This is a genomic window from Nocardiopsis sp. iso_186 (genome assembly GCF_056173365.1).
This window is the reverse complement of sequence record NZ_CM149670.1, coordinates 597,302-611,922: the sequence shown is the minus strand read 5'-3', so window position 1 is coordinate 611,922 and position 14,621 is coordinate 597,302. Positions and strand designations below refer to the sequence as shown.

The 14,621-nt window shown below is 70.2% G+C and carries 14 protein-coding genes; 3 read left to right on the top strand and 11 right to left on the bottom strand.

The annotated features are described in order from the left end of the window. Window positions 1-11 precede the first annotated feature (11 nt). The 10 genes from tsaD to AC0VYP_RS02835 form a co-directional block, all read right to left on the bottom strand. Window positions 12-1,052 carry a tRNA (adenosine(37)-N6)-threonylcarbamoyltransferase complex transferase subunit TsaD gene (gene tsaD / locus AC0VYP_RS02880; protein ID WP_475472339.1) on the bottom strand — a complete coding sequence of 347 codons (1,041 nt, stop codon included), beginning with the start codon at window positions 1,050-1,052 and terminating at the stop codon, window positions 12-14. Further along, a complete protein-coding gene (gene rimI / locus AC0VYP_RS02875; protein ID WP_285760819.1) occupies window positions 1,049-1,525 on the bottom strand; it encodes a ribosomal protein S18-alanine N-acetyltransferase in 477 nt (158 codons plus the stop codon). Before rimI ends, tsaD begins: the two co-directional genes overlap by 4 nt. After that, window positions 1,522-2,211, bottom strand: coding sequence for a tRNA (adenosine(37)-N6)-threonylcarbamoyltransferase complex dimerization subunit type 1 TsaB (gene tsaB, locus AC0VYP_RS02870; RefSeq protein ID WP_475472338.1), 690 nt, complete (start codon window positions 2,209-2,211; stop codon window positions 1,522-1,524). Before tsaB ends, rimI begins: the two co-directional genes overlap by 4 nt. An 11-nt stretch (window positions 2,212-2,222) precedes the next feature. Continuing rightward, complete coding sequence (tsaE, locus tag AC0VYP_RS02865) at window positions 2,223-2,729, bottom strand: tRNA (adenosine(37)-N6)-threonylcarbamoyltransferase complex ATPase subunit type 1 TsaE (protein WP_475472336.1); 507 nt, start codon at window positions 2,727-2,729, stop codon at window positions 2,223-2,225. A 4-nt stretch (window positions 2,730-2,733) separates the two neighbouring features. Continuing rightward, on the bottom strand, window positions 2,734-3,837 hold the full coding sequence (locus tag AC0VYP_RS02860; protein ID WP_285760815.1) for an alpha/beta fold hydrolase: 1,104 nt from the start codon (window positions 3,835-3,837) through the stop codon (window positions 2,734-2,736). Beyond that, the gene (gene alr / locus AC0VYP_RS02855) at window positions 3,834-4,958 is read right to left on the bottom strand and encodes an alanine racemase (RefSeq protein WP_285760814.1); all 1,125 of its coding nucleotides are present in this window, start codon (window positions 4,956-4,958) and stop codon (window positions 3,834-3,836) included. Before alr ends, AC0VYP_RS02860 begins: the two co-directional genes overlap by 4 nt. An 84-nt stretch (window positions 4,959-5,042) precedes the next feature. After that, the gene (locus AC0VYP_RS02850) at window positions 5,043-7,235 is read right to left on the bottom strand and encodes a PrsW family glutamic-type intramembrane protease (RefSeq protein ID WP_475472334.1); all 2,193 of its coding nucleotides are present in this window, start codon (window positions 7,233-7,235) and stop codon (window positions 5,043-5,045) included. A gap of 142 nt (window positions 7,236-7,377) precedes the next feature. Beyond that, a complete protein-coding gene (locus AC0VYP_RS02845; protein WP_475472332.1) occupies window positions 7,378-7,710 on the bottom strand; it encodes a hypothetical protein in 333 nt (110 codons plus the stop codon). A gap of 143 nt (window positions 7,711-7,853) precedes the next feature. After that, entirely contained in the window at window positions 7,854-8,348 is a 495-nt protein-coding gene (locus tag AC0VYP_RS02840; RefSeq protein WP_475472330.1) for an NUDIX hydrolase, read from the bottom strand. Next, window positions 8,345-9,889 carry an NAD(P)H-hydrate dehydratase gene (locus AC0VYP_RS02835; protein ID WP_475472328.1) on the bottom strand — a complete coding sequence of 515 codons (1,545 nt, stop codon included), beginning with the start codon at window positions 9,887-9,889 and terminating at the stop codon, window positions 8,345-8,347. The genes AC0VYP_RS02840 and AC0VYP_RS02835 overlap by 4 nt, the downstream gene beginning before the upstream one ends. Window positions 9,890-10,253: 364 nt before the next feature. Here AC0VYP_RS02835 and AC0VYP_RS02830 point away from each other — a divergent pair, with 364 nt between their 5' ends. Then, window positions 10,254-10,748 (top strand): DUF4913 domain-containing protein, encoded by a 495-nt coding sequence (locus AC0VYP_RS02830; RefSeq protein WP_475472326.1) that lies wholly within the window; start codon window positions 10,254-10,256, stop codon window positions 10,746-10,748. 17 nt (window positions 10,749-10,765) lie between these two features. Here the strand turns inward: AC0VYP_RS02830 and coaA are convergent, their stop codons facing one another. Further along, window positions 10,766-11,671, bottom strand: coding sequence for a type I pantothenate kinase (gene coaA / locus AC0VYP_RS02825; protein ID WP_475472324.1), 906 nt, complete (start codon window positions 11,669-11,671; stop codon window positions 10,766-10,768). Window positions 11,672-11,997: 326 nt separating this feature from the next. On the opposite strand from coaA, the gene AC0VYP_RS02820 reads away from it, so the two are divergent. Further along, window positions 11,998-12,546: a hypothetical protein gene (locus tag AC0VYP_RS02820; RefSeq protein ID WP_475472322.1), complete on the top strand. Its 549-nt coding sequence runs from the start codon at window positions 11,998-12,000 to the stop codon at window positions 12,544-12,546. 204 nt (window positions 12,547-12,750) lie between these two features. Further along, window positions 12,751-14,604 carry a glutamine--fructose-6-phosphate transaminase (isomerizing) gene (glmS, locus tag AC0VYP_RS02815; RefSeq protein ID WP_475472320.1) on the top strand — a complete coding sequence of 618 codons (1,854 nt, stop codon included), beginning with the start codon at window positions 12,751-12,753 and terminating at the stop codon, window positions 14,602-14,604. Window positions 14,605-14,621 lie beyond the last annotated feature (17 nt).

The window sequence follows — 14,621 nt, the reverse complement described above, 5'->3', positions numbered from 1 at the left end:
GAAGGGCGGGGTCAGCCGGCCAGGATCTGACTGACGGGGAGGGAGGTGTCGGTGGCGAGGTCGAGGGGGGAGGGCAAAAGACCTGCGGCAACAACCTCCGCGCCGAGGGCAGCGATCATCGCCCCGTTGTCGGTGCACAGCCGGGGACGCGGGACACGCAGTTCGATTCCGGCAGCGGCACAACGCTGCTCGGCGAGACGGCGCAACCGGGAGTTGGCGGCGACTCCCCCGCTGATGACCAGATGCTGTACTCCGTGCTCCCGGCAGGCGTCGACGGCCTTGCGGGTGAGCACGTCCACGACCGCCTCCTGGAAGGCCGCGGCCACGTCAGGGACCGGGACCGGCCGCCCATTGCGTTCGGCGTCCTCGACCCAGCGGGCAACCGCGGTCTTGAGACCGGAGAAGGAGAAGTCGTAGCTGCCGTCACCCCACTTGCCGCGCGGGAAGTGGATGGACTTGGCGTCGCCCTGTTGCGCCGCACCGTCGATGGGCGGCCCCCCCGGGTAGGGGAGGCTGAGCAACCGGGCGACCTTGTCGTACGCCTCGCCCGCCGCGTCGTCCACGGTCTCGCCCAGCAGTTGCACGTCCGTGGCGATGTCGCGCACCAGCAGCAAGGACGTATGCCCTCCTGACACCAGGAGCGCCACCACCGGTTTGGGGAGCGGCCCGTGCTCCAACTGGTCCACCGCTACATGGCCGACCAGGTGGTTTACCCCGTACAGCGGCTTCCCCAACGCCATGGCGTACGCCTTGGCCGCCGAGACGCCGACCAGCAGGGCTCCGGCGAGGCCGGGGCCGGCCGTGACAGCGATCGCGTCCACATCGGACAGTTTCACCCCGGCCCGCTGGGCGGCCCTGCGCACAGTGGGCGTCATGGCCTCCAGGTGGGCGCGGCTGGCCACCTCCGGCACGACACCGCCGAAACGGACGTGCTGGTTGACGCTGGAGGCGACCTCGTCGGCGAGCAGCTCGCATCCGCGTACGAACGCGACACCGGTCTCGTCACAAGAGCTCTCGATGCCCATGATCAGGGGCAGGTCGGTGCTGATCATCGTATTCCCCTACCGGTGGTCTCGACCGTCGTGGCGGAGCGTCGCATGACAATGGCGTCGGCACCGACGTAATAACCGCGCCGCACACCGATCTCGGCAAAACCGAACCGGCGGTACAGGTCCTGGGCGCGCGGGTTGTCCGAGCGCACTTCCAAGAACATCTCGAGGACACCGCGCCGGGCGGCCTCCTCCAGGAGCGCGGCGAGCAGTGCGGAACCGATCCCTTTGCCCTCGTTCCCGGCAGCGACCGCGATGGTCTGCACATCGCCTTCGGGAGCGACGCAGCGCAGCCCCGCATAGCCGAGGATGCCCTCACCACCGGGGTTCTCGGCAACGAGGTAGTAGCGACTGGGTTCGGCCAGTTCCTCGCGCATCATCGCCTCGCTCCAGGCGTCGGCGGGGAACAGTGTGCGTTCCAGCTCCATGACGGCCACGACGTCTGCGGGGTTCATCAACCGCAACGGGTGGGTCATCGTGACCGCTCCGCGGTCGGCGTCATGGACTGACGAACCTTCTTCGGCGTACCCGGCACCTGGGCGTCCGGACGACGCAGGTAGAGCGGATTGGGTTCGGCCAACGGCTCGCCGGCGAGGAGGCGGCGCACCGCAACCTCACCCAGTGCGCCCGCGGAAGGGTAGAGCGGGTCGGTGGCGGTCTGCCCGAATACGTCGGGGTAGAGAAGGGCGCCGTGCCCGATCACGGGCAGCCCCCCGGTCCCGACCTCGGCGGGCCGGTTGACGGCGATCTCGCTCACCCGGGTGGCCGCGTCGTCGTAACGGGCCCAGAAGACTTCTTTGCGGCGGGCGTCGGTGGCGGCGATGAACGGGGTCCCGCGGCCCGACTCCCAGGCGAGGGCGTCCAGGGTGGGGACACCCACGCAGGCGATGTCCAGTGCGTCGGCGAGTGCCCGGCCCGTGGCCAAGCCGACCCGGAGTCCGGTGTAGGGCCCAGGGCCTGTTCCCACGGCGACGTGGGTGAGGTCGGCGAGAGTGGCACCTGCCTCCGCGACGACCGCGTGGATGCCTGGGGCCAGCAGCTCGCCATGGCGGCGGGCGTCGATGGAAGAGGTCTGGGCGCATACCCGCACACCGTCGCCGTGGGGTTCGCAGACCGCGACGGTGACGGCGGGGGTGGCGGTGTCGAAAGCCAGGAGGAGCACGGTCAGCCAGCCTATTCGAGTTCGTCGGTGCCGAGTCCGGCGAGCGCGTTGACCCATCGGGCCCCGACAGCGGTGAAGCGTACGGTGCGGGTGTCGTCGGCGAGCCGATCGATGGCGACCTCCAGGCGCTCGTCGCTGAGCCCTTCGGCGAGGCCCTCCCCCCATTCGATGACGGTCACCGACTCGGGCAGGCTCAGGTCGAGGTCGAGGTCCTCCATCTCCTCCGCCGCGGCGAGCCGGTAGGCGTCGGCGTGCACGAGGGCCGGCCCTTGGACGAGGGAGGGGTGGGTGCGGGCGATGGCGAAAGTGGGTGAGGTGACGGGTCCACGCACGCTCATCCCCTGTCCGAGCCCCTGCGTGAAGGTGGTCTTCCCCGCTCCCAGCGGCCCGGAGAGGATGAGGAGGTCGCCGGCTCGCGCCTGCCGGCCCACGACTGCACCCAGGCCGCGCATCGCGGTGTCGGTGGCCGCGATGCGGGTCACGGTGGCGGTCGGGGTGGTGGGTTGGGTTCGAGTCATTGGCTCACACGTTCGGGAGGGACGGCTTCGGTCGCGCGGCATGCGCCGCCACGCGCTCCAGCAGGGTGCGCAGCGCGTCGGTGACGAGTTGCGGTTTCTCCAGCATCACCAGATGGCCGGCGCCGGGCACCCGCACGAAGTCGGCTTCGGGCAGCGCCTCGCTGATGGCCTCGCTGTTGTCGATGGGCGTGATGCGGTCATGGTCACCGCACACCACCAGGGTAGGCACTTCTTGCAGTACATGCAGCGCATCGAGTTTGTCGTGCCTGGCGATGGCCGGCCAGAACTCGGCAATGACCTCGATCGAGGTCTGGCGCAACATCGTGTCCAGGTGGTCCACGACGGCTGCGCTCACCTCGCCCGTGCCGAACCCGAAGAGCCGCGAGGAAAGGAACGACAGCTCGCGACCGACCTGTCGTCCGTGGTCAACGAGTCCCGGTTGCCAGGCGAGCGTGCGGATGAAGGGGTCGGTGGAGGCTCCGATGACCCGGCCCAGCACCGAAGGGAGCCCCAGAGTGACCTGGTTGATCTTGCCGGTGGTGGCGATGAGGGCGATCCCGCTCACCCGCTCGGCGAACAGCTCCGGGTGCGAATGGGCCAGGGCGAGCACCGTCATTCCGCCCATGGAGTGACCGACCAGCACCACCCGATCCGTAGGGGGAACGGTGGCGGCGATGATCCGGTAAAGGTCGTCTCCGAGCTGGTCAACGGTGGTGTTGTCGGACCGGCCGCGCCTGGAGCGGCCGTGCGCGCGTTGGTCCCAGAAGACGCGGCGCCCAGTGCCGGTGAGGTCGCGGCGCTGGTAGTGCCAACAGTCCTGGTTGAGCGCGTAGCCGTGGCAGAAGACGACGGTGGTACCGGTGGGTTCCTCCTCCTCACCGTCGATCTCGGCGTGCAGCGGGACCCCGTCGTCGGCGACCACGGTGACGGGACGCCCGCGCAGGTGGCCGAACCCTTCGCCCGCCTCGGGGTCGGCCCGGTTCCAGATACGCGCAACCGCGCGCTTCTCCGCGACGACGGCTCCGGTGACCCCCGCTGCGAGCAGGCTGAGGCCGCCCGCGACGATGCCGACGGCGACCTTGGCCGCTCGGTTGTCCGCCGGGCTCATCGGGCGGCTCCGACGTAGGCGCGAGGCACCCGGGCCCCGATCCGGGTGACGATCTCGTAGGAGATGGTGTCGAGGACGTCGGCCCAGTCCTGGGCGGTGGGCTCGCCGTTGTCACCGGCGCCGAAGATGACGGTGGCGTCCCCCGGCGCCACGGGGTCGTCCCCGACGTCCACGACGAACTGGTCCATGCACACCGTGCCGGCGATAGTGCGGCGTTTGCCGCCGAGGAACACGGGACCGATGTTGGTGGCCGCCCGGGGTACGCCGTCGGCGTACCCGAGCGGGACCAGGGCGAGGCCGGTCTCCCGGTCGGTTACGTAGCGGTGCCCGTAGGAGACCCCACTGCCCGCAGGCACTCGTTTGACCGACGCGGTCCGGGCCGAGAGGGTCATGGCGGGGCGCAGGCCGAAACCGGCGAGGGCGGGGATGGGCGAGAGCCCGTAGGAGGCGATTCCGGGCCGCACCAGGTCGAAGTGTGCCTCCGGCAGGGTGAGGGTGGCCGCGGAGTTGGCGATGTGGCGCACCTCGGGTCGCAGTCCGGCCTTGTCCGCGATCTCCAACGCGCTGTGGAACGCCGAGAGCTGGGCACCGATGGAGGGGTGGCCGGGCTCGTCGGCACAGGCGAAGTGGGAGAACACTCCGACGGCCTTGATGAGTCCGTCTGCTTCGGCACGGGCCGCGGCGTCCACGACGGCTTCCCACTCCCCCGCGGCGACGCCGCCCCGGTTCAGTCCGGTGTCGGCCTTGAGGTGCACCCGCGCCTGCCGACCGGTCTGGTGGGCGGTCGCGGTGATCTCGTCGAGGGTCCCGAGCGCGCTGGCACCGAGGTCGATTCCCGCGTCCACGGCTGCCGCCAACGGCTCACCGGGCGGCAGAATCCAGGCGAGGACGGGGACCTCGATACCGGCTGCCCGCAGTGCCAGGGCTTCGCTGACGAAAGCCGTCCCCAGCCACGTGGCCCCGCCGGCGAGCGCCGCCCGAGCGGCGGGCAGCATCCCGTGCCCGTAGCCGTCGGCCTTGACCACACCCATGACGCGCGAACCCGGCGCCCGTCCGGCGAGCGAGGCCACGTTTGCACTGATCGCGTCCAGGTCGATCCTGGCTTCGGCGAAAGGAGGCATACCAGCAAGTCTGGCATGGGGCGGGGGCGGGATGCGAAACCGGTCGCTTCCGCGTTCCGTGCCCTGCCGGGGACCACCACCAGCTCAGCCCGCCGGCGGGGCGGGGCGGGGCCCGGGCTGGAGCAGCCGGGTCACCCGCGGGGGCAGCAGCAGACCGACGAGGCCGGTGATCGCGTAGGCGACCTGGCCGGGGGCGAGCGCCCCGAGGAGGCCGCCGGCGTTGCCTCCCGGGTCGCGCAGGAAGTCCTTGACGCTGGGATGGGACCGCGGCACGGTCCATCCACTGACCAGGAGCCAGATCAGGGCGAGGCCGCCCGCGAAGACCCAGCGGGTGTCAGCGGTGGAGAGTCCGGTGAGCCAGTCGGCCAGGGCCCGCGTGGTCACCACGGCGTAGGCGGGGTGGGGGCCGGCAAAGACGCCGAGGGCCGGCGCGGTGAGCAGTAGTCCGGCGATCGTGGTCGCGAGCGCGGTTCCCAGTCCGATGACTTGGCTGAGTCCGGTCCCGACCGTGGCCAGTTCCGCGCGGTCGGGGACACGTCTCCAGGGCTGTCCTGCGGCACGGGCCGCTCCCATGGCGTGTTCGCGCCGACGCAACAGGAAGCGCCATGCCGTGCAGAGCGCGGCCGGCCCGCACCGGGCCGCAACCACCTGGACAGCGAATTCGTGCAGGATGGAGGCGGCCGTCTCGGCTAGGGTCACCGGGAACCGGGCCCAGGCCAGGGCGATCCGGCGAAACCCCGGAGCGATGTCACCGGGCAGATGGGTGCGCCGCCAGACCGCGCGCCCGTGGGCACGGGTGGTGAGCGCGGCAAGGGGTGCCCGGCCCGGCAGCCGCGGGGCGGAGTCAGCGGCGAACCGGGCCGTCCGGTAGTCCAGGACGACGGCGACCGCCAGGAGCAGCAGGAGTAGCCACCGGGTCGCTGCACCGCTGCCGTAGAGGGCGAACACCACGGAGGTGACCTGTGTGGGCTCCAGGCCGGCGATGAAGGCGTTGTAGCTGAGGTGTTCGAGGGCGGCCGCTCCCAGAGCCAGCGGCGGCAGTATCCACAGCCACCGGCCGTAGAGGCGGCTGCCCACCGCTGCCAGCCCGAACGCGGCCCCGACCAGGCCGGTGGTGACCGCGTGCCCGGAGAAGTGGACACCGGGGCCGGTCAGTTCCACCCAGCCGGGCAGTACGGAGAACAGGCCGCCCTGCACGGCGAGAGGGGTGGCAGGGCCACCGGCCACCAGGGTCGCCATGAGGGTCTCGGCCAGGTGGAAGCCCGCCCCCGAGGCCGCTGCCACCAGGAGGTAGTCCACGGCGGCGAAGCGCTTGAAACGGCGCCGCGCGACCAGCCAGAACAGCAGAACAGGCGTGAATTTGGCGAGTTCCTCAACCGGGACAGCCACATAGGCGTAGGCGTAACGGTTGGTGGGATCGAGTCCCACGACGGTGGCGACCGCCTGCTCCGCGAACGCGATGGGCCAGGTGCTGAGGGCGCCCAGGACGAGCAGCCGCAGTAGCGCGGCGAAACTGACCGTGCGCGAGCGGGCGAGCCAGGCGAGCTGGGCAAGAAGCCAGAGCATCAGCAGGACGGTGGGGACCACTCCCGAGGTCCCCGGTACGAACACCAGCGCCAACGCCAGGACGACCACCATCGCCCACCCGGACACACCGCGTACGGTGCGCAGCAGCGCGGTGGCACCCGGGGCGTCGGCACGCATGGCCGCCACACGATCGGCGGCGCGCTCGGCCGGATCGGGCCCCGGGACCCGCGACCCGCGAGAGTGCTTGCCGCTGGTGTCCAGCAGTCCGTAACGGGTGGCCGCTCGGGTGAGGTCGGGGTCGCGTCGGCTGCGCGCCTCTTCGGCGAACTCCGCCCGGACCTGGGCGATGTCGGGTCCCACGAGCGCCCGGACGTAGTCGGCGGGACCGGCTGCGACGGTGAGTTCTCCCGCGGTGATCAGAACCGCCCCGGAGAAGTCCTCCAGGCAGACGAGGAAATCGGTGGGTTCTCCGCCCCAGTCGCGAATGACAGCGATCAGGGACCGGGCATCGGCGTTGACCTGGATGACCGACTCATATGCGTGCTCGGAGCGGGTCCGGCAGATCAGCAGCCGGTGCACACCCAGTACGTGGGCGCCGGCTGCGACGCGCTCCATCAGCGAGGTGTCGCGCGAGGCGGTGAACGGGGCGACCACTTTGTGATCGGTACGGATCCAGCCCCGGTCGAGCTCGGTGGCGGTGGCGCAGATCCGCAGTACGAGATCGCGCGTGAGCATGGCCTGCTCGTCCATGGCCCTCGTTTTCTCGTGTCCGGTGCCCGGTCGTCCTTGCGCCGGGCCCCGAGTCCGGCGAAGTGCCTACGTTATCGCGGGTGCCGCACTCTGTCCCGAGGGACGAATCCCTTTTTTCGGATCCGGGGAAGGCCCGTCGAGGTCAGGATGCCGGCGGGATCAACTCGGTGAGCAGGGCGCGATGATCGGTGCCCGGAACCGGATACAGGCTGGTGGCGGTGGCGTGCGCCCGGGAGTTGACGAGCACGTGGTCGATGGTGATCCCGGGCAGCGGTCCGGAATCCGGCCAGGTCGCGCGCCGGTCGTCGCCGGTCGTCGCCGGTCGTCGCGGCCGCGTCACGGTAACCGGTGGCCAGGATGTCGCGTAGGGCCGCGTGGTCGAGGGTGGCGTTGAAGTCCCGGCCAACAGCCGGAGCGGAGCTGCCGGGGCTGCCGCGGGGAGCGCGGCGAGGTAGTCGTTCCAGGCGCCGGTCATCGGCCGCCAGCGGCGGGCAGGCGTGAACGGAGACGACCTCCAGCTCTACGGCACCAGGAGGAGCGCCGCGAGCACGGACGGTCGGGGTATTCGGGGGGACGCCCCCTCCCGGTCCGCACGCTCGGTCCGGGTCCCGGGTCCGGCTAGTGCTGTCGCGCACGGGCGCGCTGCAGCCCCAGGGCGATGATGTCGGCGGTGAAGGTATGGGAGGGGTCGTCGTGATCGGCCAGCAGGTCCAGGCCGGTTTCGTTGACCCAGGCGAACTCGGTGTGCTTCTCCCACTCCAGTTCGGGTGCCGCCAGGTCGCCCTCGACGCGGACCAGGTAATCCACCTCGAAGCGCTCGACGCCGTCACCCGGAGTCCATGTCAGGCTCCCGAGATCGGCGACGATCTCGCTGAGACGCCACCCCGTCTCCTCGTTGATCTCGCGGGACAACGCCTCGACAACCGTCTCACCGGGCTCGACGTGTCCGCCGACGATGTCCCAGGAGTCGGGGAAAACCGCGCGGTCAGGTGCGCGGCGCTGAGCGAAGGCACGCCCGGCGGGATCGATGATCACGGCACCGACGACCCAGCGCCGGTCGCCGTCGGGAGTGGGGATGTTGACGTCCTCGTCGATTCGCACCGAAACCGTCATCCCCGTCTGCCTCCCCGTCCGCGCGTGCCGTCTGCGACTTTACTGCCCCGGGCAGGTACTCCCTCCTCGCTGTCGCTGCCCAGAATCGCCGCGAAGGCCACGGGCAGTGCACCGATCAGGTCGGAGGAGGAGACCGGGGCACCGTCATGGGCCAGGCGGGCGGCCAGTCCGTGCAGGTAAGCGGCGCAGGTGGCCGCGTCGGGAGGGGACAGTCCAGCTGACAGGAGCGCGCCGGCCGCCCCGGCGAGCACGTCGCCCGTTCCCGCGGTGGCCAGCAGCGGGGTTCCGGTCGGATTGACGACGACGGGCAGCCCGGGGGCGGCGATCAGGGTCGTGGACCCTTTCAGCAGGACCGTACAGTTGTAGCGCTCGGCCGCACGGACGACGTGGTCCAAGCGGTGTTCCTCGACCTCGGCGGGGGTGGAGTCGGGCAGCAGCCGGGAGAGTTCGCCCGCGTGCGGGGTGAGCAGGGTCGGGGCGGTCCGATCGCTGACCAGTTCCGGACGCTTGGCGAGCAGAGTGATGGCGTCCGCGTCCAACAGCACCGGTCGATCGGTGGCGAGCACCGCCTCGAGTTCCATCGCCGCGGTCGGGTGCAGCCCCCGCCCCGGGCCGACCACCCACGCCGCGACCCGTTGGGGGAGGCGGCCGGCGGGATCGGTCGGGTCCAGGACCGAGACGACCGCTTCGGGCCAGTGGTGGACCACCTCGGTGGCGACCCCCTGCTGTCCCACGTAGCGCAGCAGACCGACGCCGGTGCGCAGTGCTCCCCCGACCGCGAGCACCGCGGCCCCCCGGTAGCGGTCGCTTCCCGCGGCCACGGCCAGGACACCGCGCCGGTACTTGTCGGACTCCGGCCCGGGCTCGGGCAGCAGCGCCGCGATGTCGGCTACCTGGGGCGACACCACCCGCGGTGCCGGCAGTCGCGGTCCCAGTCCGATGTCAACCAACTCGACGACCCCGACGTACCTCGCTCCGGGATCGACGAACAGACCTGGCTTGTGGGTACCGAACGTGACCGTGACGTCGGCGCGCACGCAGGGTCCGGAGACCGTACCGGTGTCGGCGTCGATTCCGCTCGGCAGGTTGACCGCTACGACGAGCGCGTCCGCCTCCCCGGTCAGCGCAGCCAGTGTCGCGTGCGGTTCGCGCAGCGCGCCACGACCTCCGATACCGACCAGACCGTCCACGACGAGTTCGGCTGCGCCGATCTCCGTCGCGGCATCGGCACCGGCCGCCACCGCCCCGCCTGCCGCACGGAACGCCGCCAGCCCGGCCGCGTGCGGGGCCGAGCCTGCGACGAGCGCCCGGACCCGCGCGCCGCGCCGCGCGATTGCGGCCCCCGCGTAGAGGGCGTCGCCACCGTTGTCCCCACCGCCGACAAGAACGACCACACGTGCGCCGTACACGCGCGGGAGCAACCGGATGCACACGGCGGCCAGTCCACCGGCGGCTGCGCGCATGAGCGCTCCTTCGGGCCGGCTCGCCATGAGCGCTTCCTCGGCCTCGCGCACGGTCTGCACGGTGTGAGCCTGCCGCACCTTGTCCTCCAACTGTGTGGTGTCGGACTACTTCTGCCCCCATGCCCCACCGGACATGCTCCGAAGCGCTGTCCCGGCCACGCGCGCCGGGGTACTCGGAGCGCGTGGCCCCAGGAGGCCGGATACGCTGCGCCGCACCCTGTCAGCAGGGCGGAGCCACCGCCCACCGGACGGGCCGGGGTCGAACACGCCCGGCGACGGCCGCGGTTCGCCCGTGCGGGGCGGGCGGTGTGTACCAGGGCGCCGAGTGTCGCGTACGGTCGTGGATGTCCTAGGGTGCGCGGTTACCGGATGAAGCCTGATTTACTTTTCGCGCCCCGACATGTCCGCTTTGCGGCACCGAATAGCAGCACGGGACCCTCCCATGACCTATACCGACGACCGGGTCACGGCCGACAGCGGCCTCACCGACCGCGTCGCCCTGCTCCAGAACGCCATGCACAAGCTCGGCGCGGACGTCATCAGGCTGCAGACACAGCTCAGTGACCTGGCCCCCGCTCCCCCTAAAGCAGAGGAGGCCCCCAGCGCGCAGCGGTTCATCTTCAACCTGCCTCGCGAGGAGTACCGCGGGGAACTCGCCGCGCTCGTGGGCTGGGTGAACGACTTCCTGCTACCGGTCTACATCGGTTCGGGGGCCGAATGGTGCCCCTCCTGGTGGGAACACCACGAGGCGGTGGGCCGGCTGCACGCGCTGCGACTGTCCTACGTCGAGCTCACCGACACGGCGACTGCCGGCCCCTCCGGTCCGGGGCTATGGCACCGCGACCACCTGGACCCTGCGCTGGACCGGCTGCGTTCGGTCACCGGCCCGTTCGGCCGGTGCCTGGGGCCCGGTGGCCATCGCGGCGGGAGGGGCTGACCGCCCCCCGACAACGCTCAGGTCTTGCGCAACCGAACCCGACGGACGTGGTGGTCCTCGCCCTTATACAGCACCAGGGTGGCGCGCGGTCGGGTCGGAATGATGTTCTCCACGAGGTTGACCTCGTTGACGGACTTCCAGGTACGCAACGCGAACTCGCGTGCCTGGTCCTCGGGGACCTGGGTCGCCATGGCGTGGAAGTAGGAGCGCGGGTCCTCGAAAGCGGTGCGCCGCAACTCCAGGAAGCGGTCCAGGTACCACTCTCGGATGCTTTCCGCCCTGGCGTCCACATAGATGGAGAAATCGAAGAAGTCGGCTACCGCCAGCCTCCCGGTCGGGGGCGGCTGGAGCACGTTGATGCCTTCGACGATCAGGATGTCGGGGCGGTGCACCGTCTGGGTCGCGTCGGACAGGATGTCGTAGGCGAGGTGCGAGTAGATCGGAATCCGCATCTGCGCGGCGCCGGCCTTCATCTCGGAGACGAACCGGACCAGTGCCCGGCGATCGTAGCTCTCGGGGAACCCCTTGCGGTTCATGATTCCGCGCTCCTGCAGCACCGCGTTGGGGTACAGGAAGTTGTCGGTGCTGACCAGTTCGACATTGGGGTGGTCGGGCCACTGGGCGAGCAGCGTACGCAGCAGCCTGGCGGTGGTGGACTTGCCCACGGCGACGCTGCCGGCGACCCCGATGACAAAAGGCATGGGCCGGTCGTCCTCGCCGAGGAACCCGCGCACCGCGGCGTGGCGCTGGCGGGTGGCTTTGACGTACAGGTTCAGCAGCCTGGACAACGGCAGGTAGATGTCGCGGACATCGTCCAATGAGGTCGGGTCCGCGGTACCCCGCAGGATCTCCAGTTCCGCCTCGGTCAGCGACAGGGGCGTCGCCGCACGTAGCGCCGCCCACGCGGATCGGTCCAACTCCACGTACGGCGTCGAAAAACCGTTTTTCGTCGCATAAGACACGGTTGCCCACCCTAGACGAGCCCGGTCGGCGGCGTCGCGTCCGCCCTCCGCGGACGGGCGGGCACCCGGTCCGTGGGCACCACCGCACCACTGTCAACTGCGACGGTACGCCACCCTCCTCACCGGAGAGGTGGGACACGGCCGCACAGCCTCCTTGCCCGCGGTGCAACGCAAAAAACGCGCTCGTATTGGATCAAGCGATGGCGAATACCCCCTTTTTCGCTGCGTAGTGCGGTTTATCGTGACCGGATACGACCACGTCTTCGCCTCTTCAGGAGCTGACCGTCATGTCCGCGACCCGCCTCCCTCGCCGCACCGCGACCGTCCCGGGCGCCCAACGCGGCGACCCGGGCCGACCACCCGCCGGCCGGACCTGGGCCGTGACCCGCATCTGCCTGGGCTTCCTCTACCTGTGGGCGTTCTTCGACCGCACATTCGGCCTGGGACTGCCCACCACAGCGGACCGTGCCTGGTTGACCGGCAACAGTCCGAGCATGAACGCTCTCAGCGGCACCCGCGGCCCGTTCTCCGGCGCTTTCCGTGCCGTGTCGGAACTGCCTGGCGTCAACACCCTCCTCATGCTGGGATTGCTGGGGACCGGCGTGGCGCTGACCCTGGGCATCTGTATGCGCGCCGCCGCGACGGTGAACGCGCTGCTGATGGTGCTGGCCTATCTCGCAATGCTTCCGATGGCGGACAACCCCCTGCTGAACCACTACCTGATCTACGCCCTCGTCGGCGTCGGCCTGGCAACGGCCGGAGCGGGCGACGTCTGGGGGCTCGGCCGCGCATGGGGCCGAAGCGCCCTGGTGACCCGGGCGCGCTGGTTGCGCTAGCCGGGACTCCCCCTGTGATCTCGGAACTTTTTTCACCGCCCCGGTCCTTCGCCCACGCACCGCCAGAGCACCCGGACTCCGCGCCCCACCTGGGCGGAGAGCCGACCGACAACCAACTGGTCTATACCGCTACCTGCGAAAATCCTCATTGGACTAGTCCACGGGAGGTCCGTTCGGCCCGTTTTATTGGTTACTCTGACGCTCATGTGTGGAATCGTTGGCTACGTCGGGCCGCAACCGGCGCTGGAAGTCGTTGTGGGCGGTCTTGCACGACTGGAGTACCGGGGATACGACTCCGCGGGTGTCGCGGTCCTGAACAACGGAAAGCTGGAAACCGAGAAGCGCGCGGGCAAGCTCGCGAACCTGCGCTCCGCTCTGGAGAACCGCCCGCGATCGGCCGACGGGATCGGGATCGGGCACACCCGTTGGGCGACGCACGGCGCACCCAACGACGTCAACGCCCACCCGCACGTGGACAACCACAACCGGGTCGCCGTGATTCACAACGGCATCATCGAGAACTTCGCCTCGCTGCGTCTGGAACTGGAGGAGCGCGGCTGCAAGTTCCTCTCCGAGACCGATACCGAGGTCGCCTCGCACCTGTTGAGCGAGGAACTCAAGGACCGCGGTGACGGCGACCTCGCCGCCGCGATGCGCGGAATCTGCCACCGGCTCGAAGGCGCGTTCACCCTCGTCGCGATGTCCGTGGACGACCCCGAACTGGTCGTCGCCGCCCGCCGCAACTCCCCCCTCGTGGTGGGCCGCGGCAAGGGCGAGAACTTCCTCGCCAGTGACGTCGCCGCGTTCATCGCGCACACCCGCGACGCCATCGAGCTGGGCCAGGATCAGGTCGTGGAACTGCGTCCCGACTCCGTCACGGTCACCGACTACGACGGCACCCCTGTTCCGGTGCGCGAATACCACGTGGACTGGGACGCCTCCGCCGCCGAGAAGGGCGGCTACGACTACTTCATGCTCAAGGAGATCGCCGAGCAGCCCCGCGCGGTCGCCGACACCCTGCTCGGCCGGGTCGCCGTGGACGGCACCCTCACCCTCGACGAGATGCGCCTGGCCCCCGAAGAGCTGCGCGACATCAACAAGATCGTGATCATCGCCTGCGGAACGTCCTACCACGCCGGCCTGATCGCCAAGTACGCCATCGAGCACTGGTGCCGCATTCCCTGCGAGGTCGAGGTCGCCAGCGAGTTCCGCTACCGCGACCCCATCCTCGACCGCCAGACCATGGTCATCGCCATCTCCCAGTCCGGCGAGAGCATGGACACGCTGATGGCGGTGCGCTACGCGCGGGAGCAGCGCGCCCGCGTGCTGGCCATCTGCAACGTCAACGGCTCCACGATTCCCCGTGAGTCCGACGGGGTGCTCTACACCCACGCCGGCCCCGAGGTAGGAGTGGCCGCCACGAAGACCTTCCTCACCCAGCTGATCGCCTGCTACCTGGTGGGGCTCTACCTCGCCCAGGTTCGCAACCTCAAGTTCGGCGACGAGGTCAACGCCGTCATCGAGCAGTTGTCGGGCATGCCCGAGCAGGTCGAGCGGGTCCTGTCGATGATGGAGCCGATGCGCGACCTGGCCCGCTCCCTCTCCGGCGCCAACACCGTGCTGTTCCTGGGCCGCCACGTGGGCTACCCGGTCGCCATGGAGGGCGCGCTCAAGCTCAAGGAGCTCGCCTACATGCACGCCGAGGCGTTCGCGGCCGGCGAGCTGAAGCACGGGTCGATCGCGCTCATCGAAGAAGGCGTACCGGTGGTCGTGGTGGTTCCCTCCCGCGAGGGGCGCAGCGTGCTGCACGACAAGATCGTGTCCAACATCCAGGAGATCCGTGCCCGTGGCGCCCGGACCATCGTGATCGCCGAGGAGGGCGACGAGAAGGTCCGCCCGTACGCGGACACCCTCATCGAGATCCCCGCCGTCCCCACCCTGCTGCAGCCGATCGTGGCGACCGTGCCGATGCAGGTGTTCGCCTCCGAGCTCGCCCTGGCCAAGGGCAACGACGTCAACCAGCCGCGCAACCTCGCCAAGAGCGTCACCGTGGAGTAAGGCGAAGCGGTCCGGAC